At 57.0% G+C, this 25,056-nt stretch carries 28 protein-coding genes; 15 read left to right on the top strand and 13 right to left on the bottom strand.

Features of this window, described 5'->3' with window-relative positions; all coding sequences use genetic code 11:
* Positions 1–24: 24 nt before the first annotated feature.
* On the bottom strand, positions 25–1,029 hold the full coding sequence (locus OXF42_07475; protein ID MCY4047925.1) for a hypothetical protein: 1,005 nt from the start codon (positions 1,027–1,029) through the stop codon (positions 25–27).
* Between the two features lie 110 nt (positions 1,030–1,139).
* Between OXF42_07475 and OXF42_07470 the strand changes: the two genes are divergently transcribed.
* From OXF42_07470 to OXF42_07435, 8 genes are all read left to right on the top strand, one after another.
* Positions 1,140–2,093 (top strand): ribose-phosphate pyrophosphokinase, encoded by a 954-nt coding sequence (locus OXF42_07470; protein ID MCY4047924.1) that lies wholly within the window; start codon positions 1,140–1,142, stop codon positions 2,091–2,093.
* A gap of 31 nt (positions 2,094–2,124) precedes the next feature.
* Positions 2,125–2,820 (top strand): 50S ribosomal protein L25/general stress protein Ctc, encoded by a 696-nt coding sequence (locus OXF42_07465; GenBank protein ID MCY4047923.1) that lies wholly within the window; start codon positions 2,125–2,127, stop codon positions 2,818–2,820.
* Between the two features lie 7 nt (positions 2,821–2,827).
* Positions 2,828–3,412 (top strand): aminoacyl-tRNA hydrolase, encoded by a 585-nt coding sequence (gene pth, locus OXF42_07460; protein MCY4047922.1) that lies wholly within the window; start codon positions 2,828–2,830, stop codon positions 3,410–3,412.
* Between the two features lie 6 nt (positions 3,413–3,418).
* Complete coding sequence (locus tag OXF42_07455; protein ID MCY4047921.1) at positions 3,419–5,503, top strand: sodium-translocating pyrophosphatase; 2,085 nt, start codon at positions 3,419–3,421, stop codon at positions 5,501–5,503.
* A gap of 113 nt (positions 5,504–5,616) precedes the next feature.
* Complete coding sequence (locus tag OXF42_07450) at positions 5,617–6,123, top strand: 30S ribosomal protein S6 (protein MCY4047920.1); 507 nt, start codon at positions 5,617–5,619, stop codon at positions 6,121–6,123.
* Positions 6,120–6,365, top strand: a complete 246-nt coding sequence (rpsR, locus tag OXF42_07445; protein MCY4047919.1) for a 30S ribosomal protein S18 — start codon at positions 6,120–6,122, stop codon at positions 6,363–6,365. The genes OXF42_07450 and rpsR overlap by 4 nt, the downstream gene beginning before the upstream one ends.
* Before the next feature lie 10 nt (positions 6,366–6,375).
* Positions 6,376–7,206, top strand: a complete 831-nt coding sequence (rplI, locus tag OXF42_07440; GenBank protein ID MCY4047918.1) for a 50S ribosomal protein L9 — start codon at positions 6,376–6,378, stop codon at positions 7,204–7,206.
* On the top strand, positions 7,199–8,014 hold the full coding sequence (locus OXF42_07435) for a sulfide-dependent adenosine diphosphate thiazole synthase (protein MCY4047917.1): 816 nt from the start codon (positions 7,199–7,201) through the stop codon (positions 8,012–8,014). Before rplI ends, OXF42_07435 begins: the two co-directional genes overlap by 8 nt.
* On the opposite strand, the gene OXF42_07430 is transcribed toward OXF42_07435, so the two are convergent.
* Genes OXF42_07430 through OXF42_07420 form a run of 3 tightly spaced genes read right to left on the bottom strand, consistent with a single transcriptional unit; the run spans position 7,995 to position 11,548 of the window.
* Positions 7,995–8,780, bottom strand: a complete 786-nt coding sequence (locus tag OXF42_07430; protein MCY4047916.1) for a hypothetical protein — start codon at positions 8,778–8,780, stop codon at positions 7,995–7,997. The two genes, OXF42_07435 and OXF42_07430, sit on opposite strands and share 20 nt — an antisense overlap.
* The gene (locus tag OXF42_07425) at positions 8,777–9,250 is read right to left on the bottom strand and encodes a RidA family protein (GenBank protein MCY4047915.1); all 474 of its coding nucleotides are present in this window, start codon (positions 9,248–9,250) and stop codon (positions 8,777–8,779) included. The genes OXF42_07430 and OXF42_07425 overlap by 4 nt, the downstream gene beginning before the upstream one ends.
* A 24-nt stretch (positions 9,251–9,274) precedes the next feature.
* Entirely contained in the window at positions 9,275–11,548 is a 2,274-nt protein-coding gene (locus tag OXF42_07420; protein MCY4047914.1) for an AMP-binding protein, read from the bottom strand.
* 12 nt (positions 11,549–11,560) lie between these two features.
* Between OXF42_07420 and OXF42_07415 the strand changes: the two genes are divergently transcribed.
* Positions 11,561–12,877 carry a hypothetical protein gene (locus tag OXF42_07415; protein ID MCY4047913.1) on the top strand — a complete coding sequence of 439 codons (1,317 nt, stop codon included), beginning with the start codon at positions 11,561–11,563 and terminating at the stop codon, positions 12,875–12,877.
* 38 nt (positions 12,878–12,915) lie between these two features.
* Here OXF42_07415 and OXF42_07410 read toward each other — a convergent pair whose 3' ends face one another.
* From OXF42_07410 to OXF42_07395, 4 genes are all read right to left on the bottom strand, one after another.
* On the bottom strand, positions 12,916–14,130 hold the full coding sequence (locus OXF42_07410; protein ID MCY4047912.1) for an ATP-binding protein: 1,215 nt from the start codon (positions 14,128–14,130) through the stop codon (positions 12,916–12,918).
* A gap of 227 nt (positions 14,131–14,357) precedes the next feature.
* Entirely contained in the window at positions 14,358–14,504 is a 147-nt protein-coding gene (locus OXF42_07405; GenBank protein ID MCY4047911.1) for a hypothetical protein, read from the bottom strand.
* Positions 14,505–14,599: 95 nt separating this feature from the next.
* Positions 14,600–15,535, bottom strand: coding sequence for an HNH endonuclease (locus OXF42_07400; protein ID MCY4047910.1), 936 nt, complete (start codon positions 15,533–15,535; stop codon positions 14,600–14,602).
* Positions 15,536–15,578: 43 nt separating this feature from the next.
* On the bottom strand, positions 15,579–16,661 hold the full coding sequence (locus OXF42_07395) for a M42 family metallopeptidase (GenBank protein MCY4047909.1): 1,083 nt from the start codon (positions 16,659–16,661) through the stop codon (positions 15,579–15,581).
* 53 nt (positions 16,662–16,714) lie between these two features.
* On the opposite strand from OXF42_07395, the gene OXF42_07390 reads away from it, so the two are divergent.
* A complete protein-coding gene (locus tag OXF42_07390) occupies positions 16,715–17,131 on the top strand; it encodes a secondary thiamine-phosphate synthase enzyme YjbQ (protein ID MCY4047908.1) in 417 nt (138 codons plus the stop codon).
* A gap of 7 nt (positions 17,132–17,138) precedes the next feature.
* Here the strand turns inward: OXF42_07390 and npdG are convergent, their stop codons facing one another.
* The 5 genes from npdG to OXF42_07365 form a co-directional block, all read right to left on the bottom strand.
* Positions 17,139–17,798: an NADPH-dependent F420 reductase gene (gene npdG, locus OXF42_07385; protein MCY4047907.1), complete on the bottom strand. Its 660-nt coding sequence runs from the start codon at positions 17,796–17,798 to the stop codon at positions 17,139–17,141.
* A 72-nt stretch (positions 17,799–17,870) separates the two neighbouring features.
* Positions 17,871–18,644, bottom strand: coding sequence for an alpha/beta hydrolase (locus OXF42_07380; GenBank protein ID MCY4047906.1), 774 nt, complete (start codon positions 18,642–18,644; stop codon positions 17,871–17,873).
* A gap of 6 nt (positions 18,645–18,650) precedes the next feature.
* Entirely contained in the window at positions 18,651–18,944 is a 294-nt protein-coding gene (locus OXF42_07375; protein MCY4047905.1) for a YggT family protein, read from the bottom strand.
* Positions 18,941–19,759 (bottom strand): pyrroline-5-carboxylate reductase, encoded by an 819-nt coding sequence (proC, locus tag OXF42_07370; GenBank protein ID MCY4047904.1) that lies wholly within the window; start codon positions 19,757–19,759, stop codon positions 18,941–18,943. Before proC ends, OXF42_07375 begins: the two co-directional genes overlap by 4 nt.
* Positions 19,756–20,436 (bottom strand): YggS family pyridoxal phosphate-dependent enzyme, encoded by a 681-nt coding sequence (locus tag OXF42_07365; GenBank protein MCY4047903.1) that lies wholly within the window; start codon positions 20,434–20,436, stop codon positions 19,756–19,758. Before OXF42_07365 ends, proC begins: the two co-directional genes overlap by 4 nt.
* 88 nt (positions 20,437–20,524) lie before the next feature.
* Between OXF42_07365 and prmC the strand changes: the two genes are divergently transcribed.
* The 5 genes from prmC to ftsY are packed head-to-tail and all read left to right on the top strand — an operon-like array spanning position 20,525 to position 25,054.
* A complete protein-coding gene (prmC, locus tag OXF42_07360; GenBank protein MCY4047902.1) occupies positions 20,525–21,373 on the top strand; it encodes a peptide chain release factor N(5)-glutamine methyltransferase in 849 nt (282 codons plus the stop codon).
* Entirely contained in the window at positions 21,361–22,617 is a 1,257-nt protein-coding gene (gene murA / locus OXF42_07355; protein ID MCY4047901.1) for a UDP-N-acetylglucosamine 1-carboxyvinyltransferase, read from the top strand. Before prmC ends, murA begins: the two co-directional genes overlap by 13 nt.
* Complete coding sequence (gene hisG, locus OXF42_07350; GenBank protein MCY4047900.1) at positions 22,599–23,231, top strand: ATP phosphoribosyltransferase; 633 nt, start codon at positions 22,599–22,601, stop codon at positions 23,229–23,231. Before murA ends, hisG begins: the two co-directional genes overlap by 19 nt.
* A 9-nt stretch (positions 23,232–23,240) precedes the next feature.
* Entirely contained in the window at positions 23,241–23,966 is a 726-nt protein-coding gene (locus OXF42_07345; GenBank protein ID MCY4047899.1) for a chlorite dismutase family protein, read from the top strand.
* Entirely contained in the window at positions 23,963–25,054 is a 1,092-nt protein-coding gene (gene ftsY / locus OXF42_07340) for a signal recognition particle-docking protein FtsY (protein ID MCY4047898.1), read from the top strand. Before OXF42_07345 ends, ftsY begins: the two co-directional genes overlap by 4 nt.
* The last annotated feature ends 2 nt before the right edge of the window (positions 25,055–25,056 follow it).

Raw genomic sequence — 25,056 nt, 5'->3', positions numbered from 1 at the left:
GCAACTGAAAATGACATATACGACCTATAAAGTGATTTGTTCGTAGAATACGGGAATGTTGAATTTCTCCCGTAGTGTTTTCAAGTATGCCTCGCCCTTTTTTGTAAGTTTTGGTTCTCCCACGACTATGAGACGCTCCGCCACTTCACAACCCGGCCAGTATGAATATTCAAGCAGTTGCCCCATGGCTTCGCGGATACATAGGCGGTCATTATCTTGCACTTTTATCTCATAAAACCAGCGTTTGGAACCTTGTAGAACCACTAAATCAACACTTTGACCATTATCCGTACGCCACTCCGTATCCACATTTTGCTTACCGTGTTCTCTTACTTTCTTTTTATACAGGAGGTCTTTAATCTTGTCATGCCTTTCTTCAGTCTGAATTGTCCTTTCTTGAATTGTTCTTTCTGTTGACCGAGATGTCGGGTTAAATCCGGGGTTAGAAGAAACACCTTCCCTCTTATTATCCTCGCCCTCAACAAGTGGCATTTTGGCTCCACAGACTTTGTAAAGCGGAAAAAGGCGGTCAAAAGTTCTCAAAATTTCGTCATAATTTCTCTCATTAACTTTGCAAGTTTTTCCGAAAAAGATGAAAACTCCTTCTTTGACCAGATTATTCGGAATAGAGTCTTTCAGTAAAAAACGTTTTCCTTTCGCCTCATCATATCGAAAACAAACCATTTCTTCAAGAAGGTCAGGGTGAGAACTGACATACTGATTAAATTTTTGAACTTTAGGCTCTAAATGCTTTCTAAGGTCCTGAAACTGATAAGTTTTAGACTTTCTGAAAGAAAACGCCACTCCATAGCGGAACTCATTTTCGTCTTTCCGTATTCCAACATTATATTGTAATTCCAACCTCCCACCCCGGTGCGCCGTCCAAGTCTTACCATTACTCGGCATAAGAAATTTACCGCCCACAAGTTTTGGGTTCTGTCTTTTGCGCCAAGCGTGGAAACCCCCTATCTCATATTTGTCTATCTTCTTGTTTATTTCATCAACAATCTCAGCAAGTTTATCACTCATCTCAACTCCTCCGTTTCCCATATTATAATCTGTAGCGTCCCTCTTGCATAATCCCCCCTTCCCCCTATACTTAAAGCCCCCGCCCACAAAGCGGGCTTTACGGGATTGCAATGTCCGGTTCTAACGAAGAGATAAAGGTTTTCAGCGGCAACTCCAACACCCCGCTTTTTGAGTCAATCTGCGAAAAGATTGGCGTGAAACCGGGGGAAATCAACATTCACCGGTTCAGCGACGGCGAAATCTACGCCGAGATTGTGGAAAGCGTGCGCGGGGCGGACGTGTTTGTGGTGCAGTCCACATGCCCGCCCGTCAACGAGAACCTTATGGAACTGCTGATAATAACGGACGCCCTCAAACGCGCCTCCGCCGCCTCCATAACCGCCGTGATGCCCTACTACGGATACTCCCGGCAGGACAGAAAGGTGAAACCGCGCGGGCCCATCTCCGCCAAACTGATAGCCGACACGGTCGTCAACGCGGGAGTGAGGCGGGTGATGACCATAGACCTTCACGCCGGACAGATACAGGGCTTCTTTGATGTTCCGGTTGACCACCTCTACGCCTCCCCGGTGATTATCAACTACCTGAACGGAAGGTTTGAGGGAAAAAACGCCGTGGTGGTCTCGCCGGACGCGGGCGGAATGGAAAGAGCGCGCTTTTATGCGGACAGAATGCGCCTGGATATCGCAATGACCACAAAACGGCGCACCGCGCCCAATGTGGCGGATGTGGACTACATTATCGGCGAAGTGAAAGACAGGCACGTCATAATCGTTGACGACATGGTTGACACCGCCGGAACGGCCACTCAGGCGGCTGAAATCCTTATGAACGAGGGGGCGCTGAGCGTCTCCCTGTGCTGCACGCACGGCATACTGTCGGGACCGGCCATTGACAGAATCAACTCATCGGCGCTTGACGAGGTGATTGTAACAAATACCATCCCGCAGGAAGAAAAAATGAAAAAATGTGATAAACTGACCGTCCTGTGCATGGCGGACCTGATAGGAGAGTCCATCCGCAGAGTGGCAAAAGGGGAGTCCATAAGCCCCCTGTTTAATTGAAGAAAGCCGACCGGGCAAGGAACATCAAGCAATGGCGACAAGCAGTCTGACCGTGAAAAAAAGGGATAGAGTCGGCAAGTCCGGCGCCGCCGGAGTCCGCAGGGAGAAGAAAATTCCGGCGGTCATCTACGGAAAGGGAATAAGCCCGGTGAGCGTGGAGGTTGAGCCGGAAGACCTGAAAAAAGCCCTCTCCACCGAATCACAGAGAAACACCCTTCTTGAGGTCAGCATAGAAAATTCGGGAGACAAACCCGCCCTGTCCATCATCAAAGACGTGCAGAAAGACCCGCTTACCGGGAAAACCATCCATCTGGACTTTCACTCAATAGACCCCGACACCGCGCTGGTGGTTGAAGTTCCGGTTGAGTTCACGGGAAGGTCTCAGGGCATCAGGGACGGAGGCATACTTGAGGAGATTGAAAGAACCCTCAGGGTCAGATGCCTGCCCGAAAACATACCAAGCAAAATAGAGGTTGACATCACCGAGGTCTGCATAGGCGACTCCCTTCATGTGAGAGACTTGAACTTTGACGAAAGCATTGAAGTTTTGAACAATCCGGATGACCCGGTCGTTATGGTCATAGCGCCCAGAGCGGCCATCTCCGAAGCCGCCGCCCAGAAAACCGGAGACGGCGAAGAGGGGGAGGAGGCGGACGGGGAGACCGCCGGAGAGGAGGAGGAGAAGACCGGGGAGGAAACCCCCGCGAAGGAAGGCGAAGGAGAATAGGCGCACGGTGGTTTTTCTGGTGGTCGGTCTCGGCAATCCGGGCTTGCGTTACGCAAACAGCAGGCACAACGCCGGGTTTATGGTGGTTGAGAAAGTTGCGGAAAAAACCGGCATCGGGATTTCGGGCAAACAGTTTGACGGAGAGTGCGGAAGCGGTTTTTGCGGCGAAACAAAACTGATACTTTTCAAGCCGCAGACATTTATGAACAACAGCGGAGAGCCGGTCAGAAAGATAATGGGATTTTACGGATTAAACACGGACGCCGCCGTTGTGGCGCATGACGAGGTTGATTTGCCCGTGGGGCGCATTCAGGTGAAAACGGGCGGCGGAAGCGCGGGGCACAACGGCGTCAAGTCCGTTGCGGGCAAAATAGGAAGCGGTTTCGCAAGGCTGAGAGTGGGCGTGGGACGCCCCCCCGCCGGTGTGGACACCGCCGATTACGTTCTTTCAGGATTCACCCGGGAGGAAACCGGGGCAGTGGAGGATTCAGTGTCAAGAGCCGCGGACGCGGTGATTGAGATGGCGTCCAAAGGCGTGGAAAGCGTCATGAACCGATACAACACAAACCAAAAACAACACAACGGAGGATAAAAGATGTTGGCAAATTTTGATGCAAGCACGGCGGGAATTGCCGGAATAGCGGTCGGAGCGGTTGTTCTGCTCTACGCCTATGTGGTCTACCGCGGCTTGAGCGGGCTTCCCGTGGGAAGCGACAGGATGAGGGAAATATCCGAAGCCATTCACGAAGGGGCGATGGTGTTTCTCAAAAGGGAATACAGAATTATTCTGTTATTTGTTGCGGCGGTTTTCGCCTGCGTCTCATACTTCATCGGGCTTGAGACGGGAGTTGCGTATGTCGGCGGGGCGGCGTGCAGCGTGCTTGCGGGATTTTTCGGGATGAAATCCGCCACGAAGGCGAATGTCCGAACCGCGCAGGCGGCGGCAAGCGGCGGGCAGGGAAAAGCCCTTGAAGCCGCTTTCAAAGGCGGAAACGTCATGGGGCTCTCCGTGGCAGGGCTCGGCCTTCTGGGGCTCGCGGTCGCCTTTGTGGTTCTCGGAACCGGAGACAACTTCGCCTTTGCCGAAATCATAGGCGGGTTTGCCATGGGCGCAAGCACGGTCGCCCTGTTTGCCAGAATCGGCGGCGGGATTTACACAAAAGCGGCTGATGTGGGCGCGGACCTTGTCGGCAAGGTTGAGGCGGGCATTCCCGAAGATGACCCGCGAAACCCGGCAACCATAGCGGACAATGTGGGAGACAACGTGGGAGACGTGGCCGGAATGGGGGCGGACCTGTTTGAGTCCTACGTGGGGGCTGTTATCGCCACCGTGGTGATAGCCGCGTCAACAAGTTTTATATCGGGGGCGGGAGCGTATGTTGACACTTCAATCCTTATGTCCGTTCCGCTCGGCCTGATACTGCTCGGAAGTTTGTCCTCTCTTATAGGGGCGCAGTCGGTCGGGTGGCTGAAAAACTCCGAGCCGCAACTCGTTCTGCGCTGGTCAACAATCATAGCGGGGGTGGTTTACGTAGGGCTGTCGCTTGCGGGGCTGCTGCTTCTTGCAAAAAGCACCGCGCTTGACGCAAGCGGCTTTCACGGCTTCGGAAACGCGGGAGAGGTTTTGACCCTGAGCGCCATGGGGATTTTCCTCGCCTCGGTTCTGGGTCTTTTCTCTGGCGTTGTGATAGGGCGCATAACGGAGTATTACACCTCGGCGTCCCCGGTCAGGAAGATTGCCGAAGCGTCTGAAACCGGCGTGGCGACAAACATCATAGAGGGGCTTGCGGTCGGCATGTACAGCACGACCGCGCCCGTGCTTACAATCGCGGTGGCAATCGGCGGCGCGTATTACTGCGCGGGGCTTTACGGAATAGGCATAGCGGCGGTCAGCATGCTTGCGACCATCGGGATGACCATGTCGGTTGACGCCTACGGCCCCGTTGCGGACAACGCGGGCGGCATAGCGGAAATGGGGGGGCTCGGAGAGGATGTGAGAAAGATCACCGACAAACTTGACTCCCTCGGAAACACCACCGCCGCAATCGGCAAGGGGTTTGCCATCGGCTCTGCGGCGCTTTCCGCGCTTGCGCTCTTTGCCGCATATGTGAACGCCGTGGGGCTTGAGTCAATAGACATCTCGCGCCCCGATGTGGTGATCGGGATGCTTGTGGGCGGAACGATGCCGTTTCTCATCGGCGCTCTCACCATGGGCGCGGTCGGAAGGTCGGCGCAGAAGATGGTTGAGGAAGTGAGGCGGCAGTTCAGGGAGATCAAGGGAATTCTTGAGGGCGAGACCAAGCCGGACTACTCCACATGCGTCAGCATCAGCACGGACGCCTCTCTGCGCGAGATGATAGCGCCCAGCGTTGTTGCGATTGTCGCCCCGATAGCGGTGGGGCTTGCGCTCGGCAAAGAGGCGCTCGGCGGATTTCTTGCGGGCGCGGTGGTAACGGGCGTTATGCTTGCGCTTCTTATGGCGAACTCCGGCGGCGCATGGGACAACGCCAAAAAGTACATAGAAGAGGGCAACCTCGGAGGCAAGGGCTCTGAGGCGCACAAGGCGGCGGTCGTGGGAGACACCATCGGAGACCCGTTCAAAGACACTTCGGGGCCCGCGATGAACATTCTCATCAAGCTGATGTCCATCGTGTCGCTCGTCATCGCGCCGCTTATGCTGTGAGACGTTTGACCCGGACGCGCCTGTGGTTATAATAGGCGCGGTCTTTCTTGCCTGTTCCCGCGCTCCGATATTGATGAGGCGCGCGGGCGCAAGACCAAAGCAGGAGGAAACATTTGACTGACAAACGCAACTTTTACGAGACCCTCTACCTTGTCCGGCCGGACATAGGGGAGGACGAGCTTTCCGCCATACAGGGCAAACTGGCCGCGGCGCTCAAGGAAAATGAGGCCGAGACCATCCGCAACGAGAAATGGGACGAGCGCGACCTCGCCTACGAAGTGCGGGGCTACAGGCGCGGCGCATACCACATTCTCACATACAAGGCCCTTCCCGGCGCGCCCGCCGCGCTTGAGAAACATCTGGGATTTTACAAAAGCGATATCATGCGGTTTATAACCGTGTCCGTGGGTGAAGACCAGGCGCACGGCAGAGAGCCTGAAAAGCCGCCCGCCCCCCCTCCGGTTGAAAACGAAGGGCGAGACGGGCGCGGAGGGCACACGAGAGAAAGAGAGGGCGGAGGGCAGAGGCGCTCTTCGGGACAGCGGAACGGAAGGGCGTCCGATGAGGGCTCAAGCCCCTGGAAGTCCGCCCGCAGGGAGAAGGAGGGAGAGCGGAAATGAGAAGCCACAACCAGAGAAGGCACAACAGGAAAAGGGGAAAGAAGGTCCGCAACCTTGCCAAAGAGGGCAGGAGAATAGACTACAAGGACACCGAGCTGCTTTCGCAGTTCATCACCGAGAGGAAGAAGATTATCTCCAAAAGGGGGACGGGCTTGAACGCCAAGGAGCAGAGAAGGATTGCGGTCGCCATCAAGCGGGCGCGCTTTATGGCTCTTTTGCCTTACACAACCCTTCACAGGTAGCGGGACGGAAATGAAAGTCATCCTGACATCGGACATAGACGACATCGGTTTCGCGGGCGAGATAAAGGTCGTGAAAAACGGTCTTGCGCGCAACTACCTCATCCCGAAAAGTCTGGCTATTGAGGCGACCGCCACCAACATCAGAGACTGGGAAAAGCGGCTTGAAAACCTGAGGCTGAAACGCGAAAAGGTCATTGCGGACGCTGAAAGGACGGCGGGCGACATAGAGGGAAAGGTCATCACCATGGAGTTCAAAGTCAGTAGCGGGGAGAAAATGTTCGGCTCGGTAACCGCCCAGACAATAGCGGACGCGCTGAAAGAGCAGCACGGCATCACGGTGGAAAAAAGGAACATACTGCTTGAGAAAAACATCAAATCCGTGGGAACGCACGATGTGCCCGTGAGGATCAAGGGGCATATAAAAGCGACCGTGATTGTTGACATAAAACCGGACAAAGAAGAGGAGATTGATGAGGAAGCGGCCATGGAGGCCCCGCCGGAGCAGACGGAGACTGAAACGGCGGAAGCGGCGGCGGAGACGGACGCCGGAGACGGAACGGCGGCGGAAACCGCAACGGAACAACCGGAGACGGAGGGCGAAACCGAGGAGGTTGCGGAGGAAGCAGCCCCGGACGCGGAGCCTACGGAGTCTGCGGAAACAGAGCCCGCGCAATCCGCGCCGGAGCAACCGGAGGCGGAGCAGACGGAAGCGGAGCAGCCCGGAGAAGAGGCGGCGGATTCAGGCGCAGAATCCGTTGCGGAACAGACGGAAACGGAAACGGCGGAGAATGTTGAACAGGCGGAAACCGGCGCGGAAGAAGAGGAGCACAACAATGGCTGAAGACGGAAACGGAAAAGTGAAGTTTGCCCCGGTCGGGGAAAAAGAGGTTACAAGGGCAATCGTTGAGGGGTTTTCCCGCGAGTTTCTTGAATACACGGAGAGCGACGTGATAGTCGTCGGGGCGGGCCCCAGCGGGCTTGTCGCCGCAAAAGACATTGCGCTTGCAAAATACAAGGTGCTGCTGGTTGAGCGTCTGAACTCGCTCGGCGGCGGCTTCTGGATAGGCGGCTACCTTATGAACAAGGCGAGCGTGCGCGCTCCGGGGGAAACCGTTCTGGACGAAATAGAAGTTCCCTACGAGGAGGTCTCCAAAGGGCATTTTCTCGTGGACGCCCCTTATGCGTGTTCAAAACTCATAGCAATGACCTGCGAGGCAGGCGTGACAATAAGAAACATGACGATGTTTGACGACCTGGTTCTGAGAGAGGACGGGCGGGTCGCCGGAATCGTCATCAACTGGACGCCCATAGCCAATGTGCCCAAGGAAATAACCTGCCTTGACCCGATATCCATAGAATCAAAACTGGTTATTGACGCAACCGGGCATGACGCCTATGCGGTGTCGCGCCTCTCACAGCAGGGGCTTTACAAAGAACTGCCGGGGCACGGCTCAATGTGGGTGGAAAAAGCGGAAGACGCCCTTGTTGAATACACCGGAGAGGTTCACCCCGGCCTCATAGCCTGCGGAATGTCCGTCAACACCACATACGGACTGCCCAGAATGGGACCCACATTCGGGGGGATGCTGCTCTCCGGAAAGAAGGCCGCCCGCGTGGCGATTGAAACGCTCAGAAAGATGGAAGGGTAACCCCTCCCCTCTCCAACACCTTTTCACACCCGGCGCACAGCCGCCCCTTCGCCTGCGCGGCCAGCACCTCGGACTGCCGGTGAGAATTGAACAAACTGCACTGCGGGTCGCCGCAGAACTCCCTTCCAAAGAAAAAATACATAAGCGGCTGAAGGCAGTAGGCCGCCACCGCGCGACCGAGCAAACCGCCCGACCGCCTTACAAACCCGCCCTCAAAAACCTCGTCAAGAACGGAAAGGGCCTTTTCGTCCGCCGCGCCCTCCTGAAGCATCCTCGCCTTGGCCCAGTAGTATTCGGGCGGCTTTGCCGGGCCCTCAAGCACGCCTTCGGACGAAACCACCTGAACGGAAGGCGCGTCTCCCATAACAACCGTCCGCGCGTGATACCTGCCCCGCCCGTATGTGCAGAGAAGCCGCCCCGTGCATACCAGATTTGCCGCGCCGGGCTTTGAGGAATTCGCGCAGATGCGGTGCGCCTCCCTCTGAAACCAGAAACCGTCATAAGCCGCCCGGGGGTCGGCGGCGCGGGAGGCAATCACGCACAACTCCCCGTTCACCCCGCCGCCGGAAGGCCGCGCCGGGACGTCAAGCGGCTTTTCAAAATCCCTTATGCGTATGGAGGCGAGAAACTCCGCCTCGGAGCGCGCGCCTTCAAACAACTCTCCCGCCGGACGCGCCTCAAACCCGAACCGCCGGAGAAATTCGCACACCCCGGCGGCGTCAACCCCGGCGGGCAGGCAGTCCGTCCGGAGATTGCAACTTCTCATCCGTCCCGGACTTCCGCCACGGCTTCAATCTCAACCGGAGCGCCGAGGGGCAGCGCGCTTGCCCCGACCGCCGCCCTTGAGTGGCGTCCCCTCTCCCCGAACACCTCCGCAAACAGGTCGGACGCGCCGTTCACAATATCGGCCTGCCGGACAAAACCCGCCGCCGAAGCCACATACCCCGTAACCTTCACAATCCTCCCGACCGCTCCGAGGCCGCCCGCCTCCGCGCTGAGGACGGCAAGGCAGTTCACCGCCGCCTGACGGGCGCACAGCACCGCCTGCTCAACGGAAACCCCGCCGCCGACAAGCCCCTCAAACAGCAGTTTCCCGTCTTTAAGCGGCAGTTGCCCGGAAATAAAAACAAGCCGCCCCGAACGGACGCAAGGCCGGTAAGAGCCCGCAGGGGACGGAACTCCGGGCAGGACAATTCCCATCTCCCGCAGTTTCTGTTCCGGTGAAAAATCGCTCATTTCAGGGAGACCATACACAAAATTTCAGGATTTTACCGCGAAGTATCCGCCCGCAAGATAGCCCCCGAAGAACTTTACGGGCGGCTCAAATCCCGCGTTTTCAAGTATTTCGCGCAATCTGCTTTCGGGAACAAACTTCACGTTTTTCATTATGTTCGTCATGGTTTCCTCAACCTTGTCCGCCTCAACTTCAAGAGACCGCATGCGGCGTCTCCACGCCCCCACCAGGGCGGCGAAACCGTCCGAAGAGGGGTCGCCCTCAAGGTCGGCAAGGACAAACGGCGCGCCCGGTTTCAAACGTTTTGAAATCTCCAGCGCGAATGCGTCCTTTGAGCCGTCATCGGGCAGAAAGTGCATTACCAGTATGGCGGTGGCGGCGTCAAAAATCTCCCCCTTTTCAAGCGCGTCCGCAAAACCTTCAATCAGGCGGACGCGCCCGCCAAGCCCCCGCTTTTCCACCTTCGCCCTTGCAATCCTCACCATCTCCCCCGCCGGGTCAAACCCGGTTACCGTCCAGCCGGGATTGGCGGACGCAAGGGAAACCGCCTCGTTGCCCGTTCCCGCGCCGGCGACAAGAACCCTTGCGCCCCCGGCAAGGACGCTCCCAAGCAGGGAGGCGGCAAGTTCCTGAAGCGCGTCATAGGCGGGAATCAGAATTCTGACCCTGCGGTCATAAGCCCCGGCGCGCTCCCTGTCAAAATGGCTCGCCGGGTCTATCGCCCCGCCCTTGCCGCCGCCTCCGCCGCCTTCCCAGATGCGCGAAACCTCCGGCTTCAAAACCTTGCCGAGGGCGTTCTCCGGCAGTTCGTCCACAACCTCAAACAGCGAAGGCACTTTATACGGGGCAAGGCGCTCTTTGAGACGCCGCCTGAGGCCGTCCCCGTCAAACGCCCGCCCCGGCTGCGGCACAATCGCGGCGGCCACCCTCTGCCCCCATACCTCATCCTCCACCCCCACAACGGCGCAGCGCGCCACATCGGGGCTCTCAAGTATCTCGCTTTCCACCTCAAGGGCGGAGACCTTGTATCCGCCGGTTTTGATGATGTCCACAGACCGCCTGCCCAATATCCGGAAATCCCCCCCGCCGTCCGTCCGGGCGATGTCTCCGGTTTTGAACCAGCCGTTTTCAAACGCCTCCGAGGTGGCCTGCGGGTTGTTGTGGTATTCAAGGAACACGTTTTCCCCCCTCACCCGTATCTCGCCCTCTTCGCCCGCTGCGGCGGGCTCGCCGCCGGAGTTGAAAACCGCCGCCTCAACGCCCGGCATCGGCCTGCCGACAAAGCCCGGTTTCCTCTCCCCCCTGAGGGGGGCGGAGAGAATCATGCCGGTCTCGGTCATGCCGTATCTCTCAAGCAGTGTGTGGCCGCTTATGCCGCGCCACCGGGAAATCAGCCCGACAGTGAGCGGAGCGGAGCCCGAAACCATCAGACGCATTGCGCGGCAAGAGTCTCCCGCCGCTTTTTTTTCACTTTCATCCATTGCGTCCCAAGCGTCGGAGAGTTTTGCGTAAATGGTGGGAACGGCCATAAAGACCGTTATGCCGCCCCGCTCAAACCTTTTCCAGACGGCGCGGGCGTCAAAATCCGCCATTTCGCATGTCGCCCCCACGGCGAGCGGGCACAGCAGAAGGTTCAAAATCCCGTGCAGGTGGTGAAGGGGCAGAACGTTCAAAACCGCGTCATCTTCCGTCCACTCCCACGCGCTTATCATGGCGCGCGCCTGAGCGTTTATATTGGCATGGGTGGTAACAACCCCCTTGGGCGCGGAGGTTGTTCCGCTTGTGCGGATGATCATCGCCCGGCGCGAAGGGTCTACATCAGGAAGAGACGGCGCGGGAGCGGCGGACAGCAACTCACCTGCAAGCGCAAAAACCGCCCCTCCGCCGGAACAAATCTTCCGCGCTGCGGGCTCAAACGCCGGGTGGCAGACCACCGCAAAGGGGTCGCAATCGCGGACGGCGCGGGCTGTCTCCGCCGGGGGGTGGTCGGGGCACAGCGGGACTGAAACGCCGCCCGCCCTCCATATTCCGATTTTGAGGGCTGCATACTCCCTGCCCTTCGGAACGAGAAACGCCACGCGCCGCTCCGCCAAATCCCGCGAGCCCGCAATCTCAAGCAGCGCCCCCGCAGCGCGGCGCGACATATCGTCAAGCAATGCGTAGGAGCATTCGCCTTCGGTGTCAACAATTGCGGTTTTGCCGCCGAAGCGGCCGGGGTTTTCAAAAACATTCGGGGCGGGCACGGACAAAACTTTATCACGGACGGGGGCGCGGTTTGCGGATTTGCCGGTTTTTAGCATAAAATCATCCCCATGAATGACCGTTATCCGAAAGGACTTCACGAGGCCGTGCGGCACGGCTTCTTTGACACCGTATTTGAGAGGCGGTCGCGGCGGTTTGGTCTCGGAATGGAGATAACCGAGGGCCCGCTCAAGTATAAATCGCGCCACAAGGCGCTGCCGCTTTCCGAACTTGAGGAGGCAATCATCGTATGGACGGGTCTCGGCATAAAGAACATCAACCTGTCCGACTTCCCGCCGCACCTCGGGCTTGACCTTGAGGTTCAGTTCACAAGCAAAACCATCCCCGCCCTGGGGGACGTGCACCGGACGGAGCTTTTCTACACGAATGACAGCGGCTCATACATGATAAAGATGCACGATATGAAGCCGGATGATTTCAAGGGGCTTGAGGCGATGCCTTTTGAAAAGAGGGTTGATGAAATCGTGCGTCTGTTCAGGGAGTCAAGAATAAAGACGGGCGAAGGCCGTGCGGACATTCCCGACCGGCCGCCGGGGCTTGCCACGCACAACCTGTGGAATGTGAACAAGCCCGGAACAACCGTCTTTATGCCGGTAACCGACCTTACCTCCTGCATCATCAACCTGTATTTCTTCTACATGCGCGAGGGGCACAGGTTCAATTTTGCGGACGAGTTGCGCGGCATGAAGCCGCCGGGAACGCAAAAGTGGATTGAAAGCGGCTTCATAGACAAAAACAAGACCATGCCGCTGATAGAGGCGGAGTTGCGTTTTGCCAACGGGTTCATAGCGGAGCAGGCGTTTCTGGGGCAGAACATGGTTTTGACGCTTCAGACTCTCGGCCTCGGCGGGTGGCTGTTCAGCGGTTTTGCAAGCCCGTTTGTGCTTGGAATGTCGGATGATTTTGAGGGTCTCGGCTTTACTTTCACCAAGCCCGAACCTAGCGGGGAAACGGCGAATCCCAATCCGGTTGCGGTGGGCAAAGACGGGCTGTTTCACGGCTTCTGCCCGCCCTATTACAAAGACATGGGCGAGGCGGTTGAGGCGTTCAACGATATGAAATGGAGCAACTGGGAGAAGAAAAACATGCCCTACACAAACCCGCAGGGCGTTTACGAGGAGACCGTCCGTCCGGGGAAAAAGGAGATTCAGGTTGTAAAGGACATTTGCAACTACATTTACGACACCTATGGGAGATTCCCCGCGTTTTCAGACCCGATGTTTCTGCGTTTTATGGTTCAGGCGCATCATCTTGATCTGGACTTTTACGACAAGTTTTATCCGCCGGGGGCTTACACGGAGTTGCATAAAAATCATTTCAAACTGTGGCATCCGGAAGTGGAAGACCCGTTTGGAGGGAAAAAGTGAGCGGGAGGCTTATTGAAAACTGCGGGAGCGAAACCCCGTCAACAAAGTTGCGACAGTAAAGTCCCCGCCGGAACAATCACGGGAGTCTTGCAGGAAAAGACATCCACATCCTCATAGTCATCGTCAACCACCGCCTGAAATGCGTGGGAGACATTTAACGCCTTGCTGAAGTGTCTGAGACCGGGGGACAGAGCCGCGCCGGAGGATTTTTTCGCCTCCACCAGCATCCACGGCTTGCGGTTTTTCGTAACCAGAAAATCAACCTCCCGTTTTTCCTTGTCGCGCACATAATACAGGTCGTAATTACCGAGCCCGGTGTCAGTCCAGAAATGCGCGGCTTTGAGCAAGTGGGAGGCGATGAAGTTTTCGCACAGAGCGCCCTCGTCATCACATTGTGACCAATCCCACAAAAAGTATTTGGGCTCTTTCAATATGGAGCGCGTTATGTTCCTGCTCCATGGTCGCACCGTAAAGCAGTAATAAAGAGATTCCAGCACAAGCACCCAGCGGCGTATGGTGTCAACCGACACGCGGATTTTCTTCGCAAGGCTTGTGTAGCCGGTCAGTTGACCGGCTTGGTTTTTGAGCAACAGCGCGAGCATCTCCAGCTGGTCCAGTTCCTGCACCCGTGTCATCTCGCGGATATCCTCGCGGATGAGTTGTTGCTCACGCAACCGGCTCCAGCGGTTGTAGAACCGTTGGTCCCTCTTTATGAAAGGGTCCGGAAACCCGCCCCATTGCAGCAATGCCTGAAACTGTTTGCCGCTCAGTTTCCTTTGCGGGCCGTATTCATTTTCCGGCGACGGCCCGTTCAGCAATTCCGCGACTGAAAGCGGATGAAGGCGGTAGTTGAAATACCGCCCCATAAGGCTGTCTCCGCCTTTTCTGAAGCTGTCCATACGCGCGCTGCCGGTTACGATGATGTTGCAGCGGTCTTTATAGCGGTCATAGAACCCCTTAACAAACTGCTTCCACCCGGAGTATTTGTGAATTTCATCAAAGATGACAGTAAGCGGCTTTGCGCGGGCTTTATCCAGAGCAAGGTGTTCCGCCATAGAGGCCGACCCGGTCAGCAGCAGGTCTCTGTCTTCCGGGTCATCCCAGTTAAGATAGCGGGTGTCTGTCTGTTTCCCGATGGACATGGACAGGGTGGTCTTGCCCACCTGCCGGGGGCCGGTGATGAATGCCATCTGCCGGTGGCGGGCGAAATGATCCGCGATGATTGCTTGGTAACTCCGTTTCACCCTGACCATTTTAAGCAATGTCGTAAAATGGTCAAGACTATTTTACGATGTTGCCACAGTTGAAGGAAGGTTTATTTCTGCGAGGATGATAGCGAGTTTGAGAAACACGCTGGACTCGGCGAGTGTGTGGCGGTTGAGAAGGGAGAGACGCTTTACTTGGGAGAACCGGTCGGGGGAGTACCATACGGGAAGAAGCGGCGTTTGAGGGAAAGAAATAAGCGGAAGCAGGGCATCAATCAAACTAATTTGTTATCAATCATAGCCTGTTCAATTGCATCAAACCAAGAGACGTTTTCTCCAACAGCGTCCTCTATTTTCGCAATTTCTGCTTCTGTTAACGGCCTTTTCAAAACTTCGTCCGCAACAGTCTGAATATCTTCCACATTGATGGAATAGATGATTCTTTTTTCACTTCTCTGTCGTTTGACCATAATCTGAACCCATCCCTTGACTGATGAAATTTGTATGTGCTTTCATTCTAACCACACCCTCCAAAAACATTTTCCCTATGCCACTTGACCGCATTCAAATCCGGCCACAACTTCGATTGCCTTGGAAGCTGCACACCATCTTTATTTGCTGAGAGTTGTTTTAACAACCCGTAATTCCAAATCTTTCCCATATCATCGGGAAGATCTCCCAGCTTGCCAGAGACAACCAAATTAAATTTTTCATCAAAACTGTACCAACCAACATCAAAAGACCAATGATGAAAACGGCAAAGAGACAAACCATTCCAGATGTCATCTTTTCCATTAAAACCATGAGGAACTATATGGGCGGCTTCCACTTCCCATTGGTGGCTTGCTGGAGAACAAATTTTCAAACCGCAAACAGCACACTTATAGTCGTATGCTTCAATAACAGCCTGTCTAAATCCTCTGTTTCTTATTTTCATAAGTCTTTGTGACTGTTTCGCTTCCTTTTTTCCACCTATAGGATTGTAGTTTGTAGGTTTGCTCTTTTTCTTTAACTTTCTGGCAAATGTTTCAACTTCAAAAGATTTAACAAGAAGGTCTTCTTTATGTTCGACCGACATTCCCATTACTTTCAATACCTTATCAAAACCTTTCTCTGTGAGCATCCATTCTTTTTTATTGGTTAGCTTCAAAGTCTGAGTAGGTCTGGACAAAAATTTTCTCTCCGCCAAGTTATTAGCTACCCGAAATAACAGTCGGTGCCAAAGATTTGGTTTTTTCACCCTGTTTTCCTTTCTGTAAACTGTTTCCAGAAAAGCGGTTCTTTGCTCTTTGCTCAAATGAAACTCATCAGCAAGTTCTTCAACTACACTCTCCCTTGAACCGAATTCTCTTATAACTCCGTTATTGTTGAAAATCGCTTTGAGCAAAGATTCTTCCATATCCTTCCGAGAAGGCATATTGTATCTTTGAAGTTGTTCCGCTTCATAACTCATAACAACTCAACCAGAAAGCAAGCCCCATTGTAACGGACCACCCTCACCCCGCAAGCCCGTCAACCATCTTCTTATCCAGCCTCTTCACCACTTCCACAACCAACTTAACAGTGTTCTCAAAGTCCTTCCTCTGAATGATTGAGTTGTGACTGTGTATGTGCCGGGTCGGAACGCCGAGAACGACTGTCGGAACTCCCTGCTTGTGCAAGTGTATCGCCCCGCCGTCCGTTGCGCCCCCTTCCATTGAGGCAAACTGAAGAGGAATCTTCGCCTTTTTCGCCGTGCTTACCACAAGGTCGCGCAGTTTGAGATTCGGTATCATCCTCGCATCGTAAAGCAGAAGCGAGGGGCCGCCGCCCAGTTTTGTGGACGACTCCTCATTGCTTATCCCCGGAACATCGCCGGAAATGTCCGATTCAAGTATGATTGCCGCATCCGGGTCAACCGCGCGGGCGCTTGTTGTCGCCCCGCGAATGCCCACCTCCTCCTGAACGGTGGCCACCCCGTAAACCGCGCACGGGGGCTTTTTCAACCTGCCGAGAGCGGATATCAGCGCGGCGCACCCCACCCTGTCATCAAACGCCTTTGCCATATACACCCCATCAATCGCAAGTTTTGTGAAACCGCTTACCGGAACAGCCGGGTCTCCCACCCTCACGCCCGCTTTCTCAACCTCTTTGTCCGATGACGCGCCGATGTCTATATACATGCTCTTTTTCTGCACCATCTTGCTCCGGTCTTCCTGCGGTATAAGGTGGGGCGGCTTTGCCCCTATGACGCCCTCAACCTCGCCCTTTGAGGTCTTGATAAGGACGCGCTGGGCGAGAAGAACCTGATCCCACCAGCCGCCGAGCGGCGTGAACTTCAAAAACCCGTCCGGCGTGACGGCGCGAATCATAAAGCCGATCTCATCCATGTGACTCGCCAGCATCACCCTGGGCGACTCCGGAGCGCCGCGCGCCGCGCATATAAGACTGCCCATCCTGTCGCTTGAAACCGCCCCGAACCTGTCAAAATGCTTTCTGAGAACTGCGGAAATCTCCCGCTCGTAACCCGCCACGCCGCCCGCTTCGGTGAGTTCGGCAAGCAACGCCTCGGTCTGCTCAATTTCTTTCTTTGTAGCCATAAAGCCCTCCGTTCAGAGTAGAATTAAACATACAATCACCGGAGGAGCAAAAAATGACGCAACTCACAAAGTCGTTTTCAGTTTCAAGCCGCGGCAACACGGACATTGTTGACATCACCCCCGATGTTGAGGAAATCGTCAGGAGTTTCGGGGTCAAAGACGGGCTTGCGACCGTTTTCGTGCCGGGCTCAACGGCGGGGATTACCACCATAGAGTTTGAAAGCGGAGCGGTTGCCGACCTCAAAGACGCGTTTGAGCGCATGTGCCCCGAAGATATTCCCTACGCCCATAACGCCCGCTGGGGAGACGGCAACGGCCACTCGCATGTGAGGGCGGCGATTCTGGGAGCGTCCCTGTCCGTGCCGGTCGCAGGGGCGCGCCTGCTTCTGGGAACATGGCAGCAAATCGTGCTTGTTGACTTTGACAACCGCCCCAGAACGCGCGAGATTGTCGTGCGGATTAGCGGATAGCCCCGCGTCAATCCACAAACTTCACGGAGAAGTGCTTCTTGTGGCGTATGTTGAGATTGACTATCAGCGGGGTGATCGCCTCTATCATCGGCGACACTTCAAGCGCCCCGGCATCAAGGGTTCTCAGTCCCGACAGGTCTTCGGTGAGTTTGGCAACCACCGCTTTGGCCTCTTCATCATCACCGCAAATGACAACATCGGCGTCAAGGTCTTTGTCCAGATTGCTGAGCCCCTTCGCCGGAAGGTTGTGATACGCGGAAACAAGACGCGCGGTCGGCGGAAGTTTTTCCTTTATCTCAAGAGCAGACGAGCCCTGAGGCGGCGGGACAAACAGAAAAGTCTTTCCCTCTTTCGCCATCGGCACAACGGGCGTTACCACTATCTGGTCTGTTATGCTCCCGCCAAGCCCCGCTATTGTGTCTGCGGCGTATTCGGGCGGAATGCTTATGACCACAACCTCGGAACTTGCCGCGGCTTCGGCGTTTTCCATCCCGACAACCCTCGGCGTTACGCCCAGAGAGTTCAGTTTTTCCACATAACCGGCGGTTATGGTGTCCGCCTTTTCCTTGCTTCTTGAGCCGACAAAAATCTCATGCCCGGCCTTTGACCACCTGAGAACCAGCCCCTCGGCTATGTCGCCCGTGCCTCCCAAAAGAGAAATTTTCATATTGAGTCCCTCCTGACTGCTGAAGTAGGCGCTTATTGTAACAAACAAACCGCCGCCGCAAAAGCCCCCGGCCTAAAGCAGGTTCAAAAAGTCAATCATTATCTTGTTAAAGGCGTCCGGCCTCTCCATCATCATAAAATGCCCCGCATCCTCAATGACGAAAAGTTTTGACCCCCTTATGTGGCGGCGCAGGGCGTTTGTATGCTTTGCCGGTGTGAGCGTGTCCAGCCCGCCGGCAACTATCACGGAGGGAACATCTATGCGGCCCGCGGACTCCGAGGCGTCAAAGCCGTCGCACGCGAGCAGGTCTCTGTGGCTGGTGTCGGCGGGGGTTGAAAGCAATCTCTTGAGAAAAACCTCCCGGACGCCCGCCGGAGCGCCGGGGCCGAAAGCGTTTTGCGCCGCAGTCTCGCAAAAAGTCCGGTAGTCCGCAAGCACGGTTTTTAGAGACCAGCGCGAGACCCTTATGCGCGTTCCCGTGGCGGCAAACAAACACCCCGACGGGCTCACCCCGCCGTCCAGAGCGAGGAGCTGGGCTATCCTTCCCCCCATTGAATGCCCGATGAGAACCGGATTTGTAATTCCCGCCGCCCCGCAGAATTTTTTGACAAAATCCGCATAGCCCTCCATTGAATCCATCGCGCGACCGCCCGAACGCCCGTGTCCGGGCAGGTCAACCGCCGCCGAGGGAAAGCGCCCCCGGAGTTTGAGCGCTTCAAGCTGATTCTCCCAGCATGCCGCGCCCTGCCCCGCGCCGTGAATCATCACAACGCACCGCCCCTCAAGCGGAGCGGGGCCTGAAGCCTCGTAGTTTATGGAGTCTGCGCCAATCCGTATCCGGGGCATGGCAAATTACAACCGGCTTGCGAAGTCGTAAAGGGAGTTCACAATCAGGTTTCTCAGAAAGATGATGAGCAGCAGCACGGCTATGGGGGAGAGGTCTATCCCGCCGAGGGGCGGAATAATGCGCCGCGCCTGCTCAAGGACGGGCTCGGTCGCCGAATAAACAAACCTCACTATGGGATTGTAGGGGTTGGGGTCAACCCATGAGATAATGGCGCGACCGACTATGAGCCACAAGTAAATTTGCAGTATCAGCCCGACAACCTCGGCAAGCGCCATGACCGTGTTTTGCGCAATCATCATTTTTTCCCTCCCTGTGAAGACAGTTCCTCCGCGCGGCGGCGGGCGGCGGCAAGCGCGCTTTCAACGGCGGCGGAAAAGCCGCCCCGCTCAAGCGCGGAAAGCCCCGCCGCAGTAGTCCCTCCGGGCGAGGTTACCATCTCCCTCAAGCCGTCCGGCGGAGTTCCGGCCTTCATCATGGCGGCGGCGCCGAAAACCGTCTGAACCGCAAAGCGCTCCGCCGTCCGGCGGTTTATGCCGAGTTTTTCCGCGGCGGCGGCGAGAGATTCGGCAAACGCCGCCACAAATCCGGGACCGCTGCCCGACAGCGCCGTAAACGCATCCATCAGCCCCTCGTCAACAAACTCCACCACACCCGATGAGCCGAACAGCCTGCCCACCGTCTCAATGTCATCCCGCCCGCCTTCGCCGCAAACCACGCACGCCCCCTCCCCCACCGTAACCGGCAGGTTCGGCATCGCCCTGAAAACCGCGCACTCCGCGCCCAGAGCCGACCTTATGCGCGCCACCTTCACGCCCGCGGCGATGGAGACAAAAACCGCGTCCGCCCCGCGCCCGGCGCGGCTCACGTCCGACAGGGCGGCGTCCATGTCCTGCGGTTTTACTGCCAGTACCACGCAATCCGCCGCCGCCGCCGCCGCAACATTGTCCGGCGCGGCGGCAACCCCGTATTTTTCACCCACCTCGGCAAGCCGCCGGGGGTCTGTGTCGCTGATGACCATGCGGGCGGCGGAGAAAGCCCCCGCCCTGACAGCGCCGCCTATGAGAGACTCGGCCATCTTTCCCGCGCCGATAAAAGCAATGTCCGCCGTGCTCATGCCCTCTCCCCGAATATCAGCGAGCCCACCCGCACTATGGTGGCGCCCTCCTCTATCGCGGTCTCAAAATCCGCGCTCATCCCCATGGAGAGTTCGCGCGCGTCCGGAAAATCGGCGGCAAGTGTGTCCCTCAAATCTCTCATCTCCCTGAAATAACGTCTTGAATCCTCCGGGTTGTCCGCTTGCGGCGGCATGGACATAAGCCCGCGCGCCCGGACGTTGCCGAGCCCGTCAACCGCATCAAAGAGCGCCCGCGCCTCCTCCGGCCTCACGCCCCCCTTTGCCGGGCTGTCCTGATTGACCTCGATCAAAACTTGCGCCTCCACGCCCAGGGCCTCAGCCCTTTTATTTATACCGGCGGCAAGGCCGGGGCTGTCAACCGAGTGTATCAAAACGCAGTTGCCGACAACATACTTTACCTTGTTTTTCTGAAGCCGCCCCACGAAATGCCAGTCCGCGCGCGCCTCCGCGCTATTGAAAAAGGCCAGTTTATCCCTGAACTCCTGAGCGTAATTCTCTCCGAGATGGCACAGCCGCGCCGCCCGGACGGCGACCTCCGGGGCGACCGTTTTGCTCACGGCGACAAGCAGCACATCGCCCTCTTTCCGCCCCGCGCGGCGGGCGGCGGACTTTACTCTTTCCCTCACGAGCGCGATGTTCTCTTCAACGGCGGCCACAAACCTATTTTACCAGCCCCCGGCTTTGCCCGCCGCAGTTTTGAAAAGGCTTTGGCCGCATATACAATTCATCTCCGGCTTTCCAACTATGTGTCTCCAAACAAATCTGGGCGCGCTCTACCGCGCGACAAGACGGCGGATGAGCGGCGGCGGGATGGAAAATCCCGGCCTTGAGGCGTCCGTCATTCTGTGCTCGGTCATCGGAAAACCGCCTCATGCGGTTTACACCGAGCCGGAAACTGTGGTGGGGGAAAAAGACGCGCGGGAGTGCGCCGCACGCGTCCGGAGACGGCTGGACGGCGAGCCGTGCGCCTACACAACGGGGTTCAAAGAGTTCTTCTCCCTCCGGTTTGAGGTGAGCCCGGCGGTGCTGATACCGCGCCCGGAGACGGAAACGCTTGTTGAGGAGGCGCTCCGCATGCTCTCGCCGGGAGAGCGGTCGCTGGACATAGGAACAGGCTGCGGTTGCGCGGCGGTCGCGCTGAAAAAAAACATGCCCGGCGCGGTTGTCGGCGCGTCCGACATATCCCCCGAAGCCCTTGAGGTCGCAAAACGAAACGCCCGCGCCCACTCCGCGGATATAAGTTTTACCCCCGGCGATATGCTGTCGCCCTTTGAAGACAACTGCGCGGACATGGTGGTCTCAAACCCGCCGTATGTGTCGGAGCGGGAGTTTGAAGCCCTGCCCCGCGAAGTGAGGGACTTTGAGCCGGAGGGCGCGCTTGTCAGCGGAGAAAACGGGTTTGAACACATACGGAAGGTGATTTCATCAGCCCCGCGCGTTCTGAGAAACGGGGGGCGCTGCATAGTTGAGGTCGGCGAAGGGCAGGCGGACGGTTGCGCGGAGATTTTCAGGCTCTGCGGTTTTACGCGCGTAACGACCGCGCGCGACCTTGCAGGAAAAACAAGAACGGTGGCCGGATATTGGAAAAGATAATTATAGAGGGCGGCATACCGCTTGAAGGCGAGGTTTCGGTGGGAGTCGCAAAAAACTCCATACTGCCGCTGATGGCGGCGGCCATACTGAGCGAGGGTGAAAGCACGTTTGCGGATGTTCCCGACCTTATGGATGTGAGAGTGATGGGCAGCATTCTCGGCGAACTGGGGGCGGGGGTGGAGACCGGGGGCGGGCTGCTTTCCATAGACCCGGCGGCGATGGACGGCTGGGTTGCCGAATACGAACTGGTGAAAAAGATGAGGGCTTCGGTGCTTGCGCTCGGCCCGCTTACGGCGCGCTTTGGCAGGGCGCGCGTCTCGCTTCCGGGCGGATGCTCCATCGGCGAGAGGCCCATAGACCAGCATTTGAAGGGTCTTGAAAGCATGGGGGCGCGCATAAAAATTGAGGGCGGGTATGTGGAGGCGGCGGCGAAAAAACTGAAAGGTGCGGTTGTGCCCCTTGATATGCCGACCGTTACCGGAACTGAAAACATCATGCTCGCCGCCGTCCTCGCCGAGGGGCAGACGGTTATTTCCGGCGCCGCATGCGAGCCGGAGGTGGCCGAACTGGCGGACGCGCTCAACCTTATGGGGGCAAACATAACGGGCGGCGGGACGGACATTATAAGGATAAAAGGCGTTTCGTCTCTCAGTCCCCTGAAAAACTACAGGGCCATACCTGATAGAATAGAGGCGGGAACACTGATGACGGCGGTGGCCGCCACCGGCGGGAACGCCGAAATTAAAAGGTGCAGGTTTGAGCATCTGGGAGCGCTTGCGGGAAAACTTATGAGAGCCGGAGCGGAGGTAAGCGAGACCCCGTCAGGGGTGAGGGTGAAGGCGGACGGAAGGGTTGAGTGCGCGGACATAGCGACCTCCCCCTATCCCGGATTTCCCACCGACATGCAGGCGCAGTTCATGGCGCTTATGTGTTCGGGGCGGGGCGTGGCAGTGGTAACGGAGAACATATTCCCGCAAAGGTTTATGCATGTGGCGGAGATGAAGAGAATGGGAGCGGACATAAAACTCACGGGCAACACCGCCGTGGTGAGAGGGGTTGAGACCCTGAAAGGGGCGCAAACCATGGCGGGCGACCTGAGGGCGGGCGCGGCTCTCGCGGTGGCGGGCGCGGCGGCGCGGGGAAGAACGGAGATCAGCAGGGTCTATCATATGGACAGGGGCTATGAGAGGCTGGACAAAAAACTTGAGGCGCTCGGAGCGCGAATATGGAGGGAAAAACAATGATAAAGATAGCGGTGTCGCGGGGAAGGCTGTTTGAGGAATCTCTGGACGTGTTCGCAAAAGCGGGCATCAAAACGGGAAAAGCCGCGAGGAAATCAAGAAAACTCATACACGAGGTCAAAGAGGACGGGCTCACGCTTTTTGTCGTCCGGCCCACGGACGTGCCCGCGTATGTGGAATACGGCGTAACGGACTGCGGCATAGTCGGCAAGGACTCCATAATGGAGAGGGAAAACAACCTCTACGAGCCGCTTGACCTCGGAATAGGCAAGTGCCGTATGATAGTGGCGGCTTCCGAGGGATACAAATTCCCGAGCGGCGGCACGGTGCGGGCGGCGACAAAGTATCCGCGCATAGCGAGAAACTGGTTTGAGGAGAAAAACATCCGCGCCGAGATAATTAAACTTTACGGCTCGGTTGAACTTGCGCCGGTTGTGGGGCTTTCGGACGTAATCGTTGACCTGACGGCGACCGGCAGAACCATCAGGGAAAACAAACTTGTTGAGATGGAGTCCATAATGGACATAACGGCGCGGCTTGTTGTGAACAAGGCGGCGATGAAACTCAAATCGCCGCAGATAGACAACCTGATATCCAAAATATCAGCGGTGGTTTAAGAGGGCGGCATGAACGGGGGCAAAGGCGCAAAAATTGACATCCGCGAGACCGGAAGGACAAAGGCCGGAAAGACCGTCCGCAGCGACAGGCGGCTGTTTGTCCAGTTCCTTGCCTTTGGCGGCGCGCCCGACCCGCAAAAGGCGGCGCGGGCGGCGGCGCGGCGCGGAATTGACTGCGTAATCTACGCCGACCTGAACGACCCGCGCGGCATCGGAACGTTGTTTATGAGCGAGGATGAAAACTTCTTCGTTGACGGATTGAGAAACATTCTGAACTCCGCGCCTTTTGACTCCCTTGCCCTGAAGGGCGAATACTCCATGTTCGGCAGAACCTACTCTCTCGGCTACGAGAGCGACCTTGACGAAACCCTGGTGGACGCCCCGAAAAGGAAAATGCTTGACCCCGACTGGCCGTGGGCGGTGTGGTATCCGCTGCGGCGCGCCAAGGGGTTTGAAACCCTGAGCGGCGACGAGCAGAGGGCTGTTCTGGGCGAGCACGGCAAACTGGGCTTCAAATACGGCGAGGCGGGGCTGGTAAAAGACATTCGCCTTGCGTGCCACGGCGTTGACAAAAAAGACAATGACTTCGTCATAGGGCTTCTCGGCAGGCATCTTTATCCGCTGTCCTCGGTGGTTCAGGCGATGAGAAAAACAAGGCAGACCTCGCAATACATTGAGGAGATGGGGCCGTTCTTTGCGGGAAAGGCGATATTCAAAACCGGCTCCCGAAAATGAACACCGCCATCCTCGCAATTCTTCCGTTTCTCGCCGGAGGGCTGGCCGTTGCGGTCGCCCTGATTATTGCGCTGAAAAAATCCCCGGCGGCGGACAGGCAAACGCCGGAGGCATCCCCCGCCGCCGGGCAGCCGCCCGCAGACACCCAAACACCGGCGGAAGAGCAAACGCCGCCCCCCCCTGCGGACACCCTCAGGGAGGGTCTCAAAAAAAGCCGCTCCGGTATTCTGTCCGGACTGGCGGACATAATTTCCGGCGGCGGAATGGACGAGCGGATGTGGGAGAGTTTTGAGGAGACGCTTGTGCTGGCGGACACGGGAGCGGAAACGGCGGCGGAGATAAGAAAACGGGTTGAAAAGCGGCTTTCAGGCGAAGACCTTGCGGACGGCGCGAAAATCAAAAACGCCCTGATGGATGAGGTTCGGGAAATGCTGCAAAAAGCGTCCCCCGACCGCCCGGAGACCGGCGGTCTTAAGGTCATTATGATGGTCGGGGTGAACGGCACGGGAAAAACAACCACCGCCGGAAAACTCTCCGCGCTTTTCTGCGGCAGGGGCCGGAAGGTCATGCTCGCCGCCGCCGACACCTTCAGGGCCGCCGCCTCGGAGCAACTTGAAAAGTGGGCGCGAGAGAGCGGAAGCGAGTTTATCGGCGGGGGCAAGGAAGCCGCCCCGGCCACCGTGGCGTTTGACGCCGTGAAATCCGCCGGAATGAAAAACTGCGACATCCTTATAATAGACACCGCCGGGCGGCTTCATACAAAAACAAACCTTATGGACGAACTGGCGGCGGTAAAAAAAGCGGTCGGCAAGGCGCAAAGCGGCGCGCCTCACGAGGTTATTCTGGTTCTTGACGCCACTACGGGGCAGAACGCAATACGGCAGACCGAAATGTTTGACAAGACGGCGGGCGTAACCGGGATAGTTCTTGCCAAGATAGACGGAACAGCCAAGGGCGGCATCGCGGTGGCGATTGCGCGGCGGTTTGAAATACCGGTGCTGTATGTGGGAACGGGGGAAAAACCGGGCGACATTGCCGAATTCAACCCCGAAAGTTTCGTATCCTCCCTTTTTGAGGAAGGGGACTGACC

This window comes from Candidatus Dadabacteria bacterium (assembly GCA_026708565.1).
GTDB lineage: Bacteria > Desulfobacterota_D > UBA1144 > Nemesobacterales > Mycalebacteriaceae > Mycalebacterium.
This window is presented reverse-complemented; position numbering and strand designations above follow the sequence as displayed.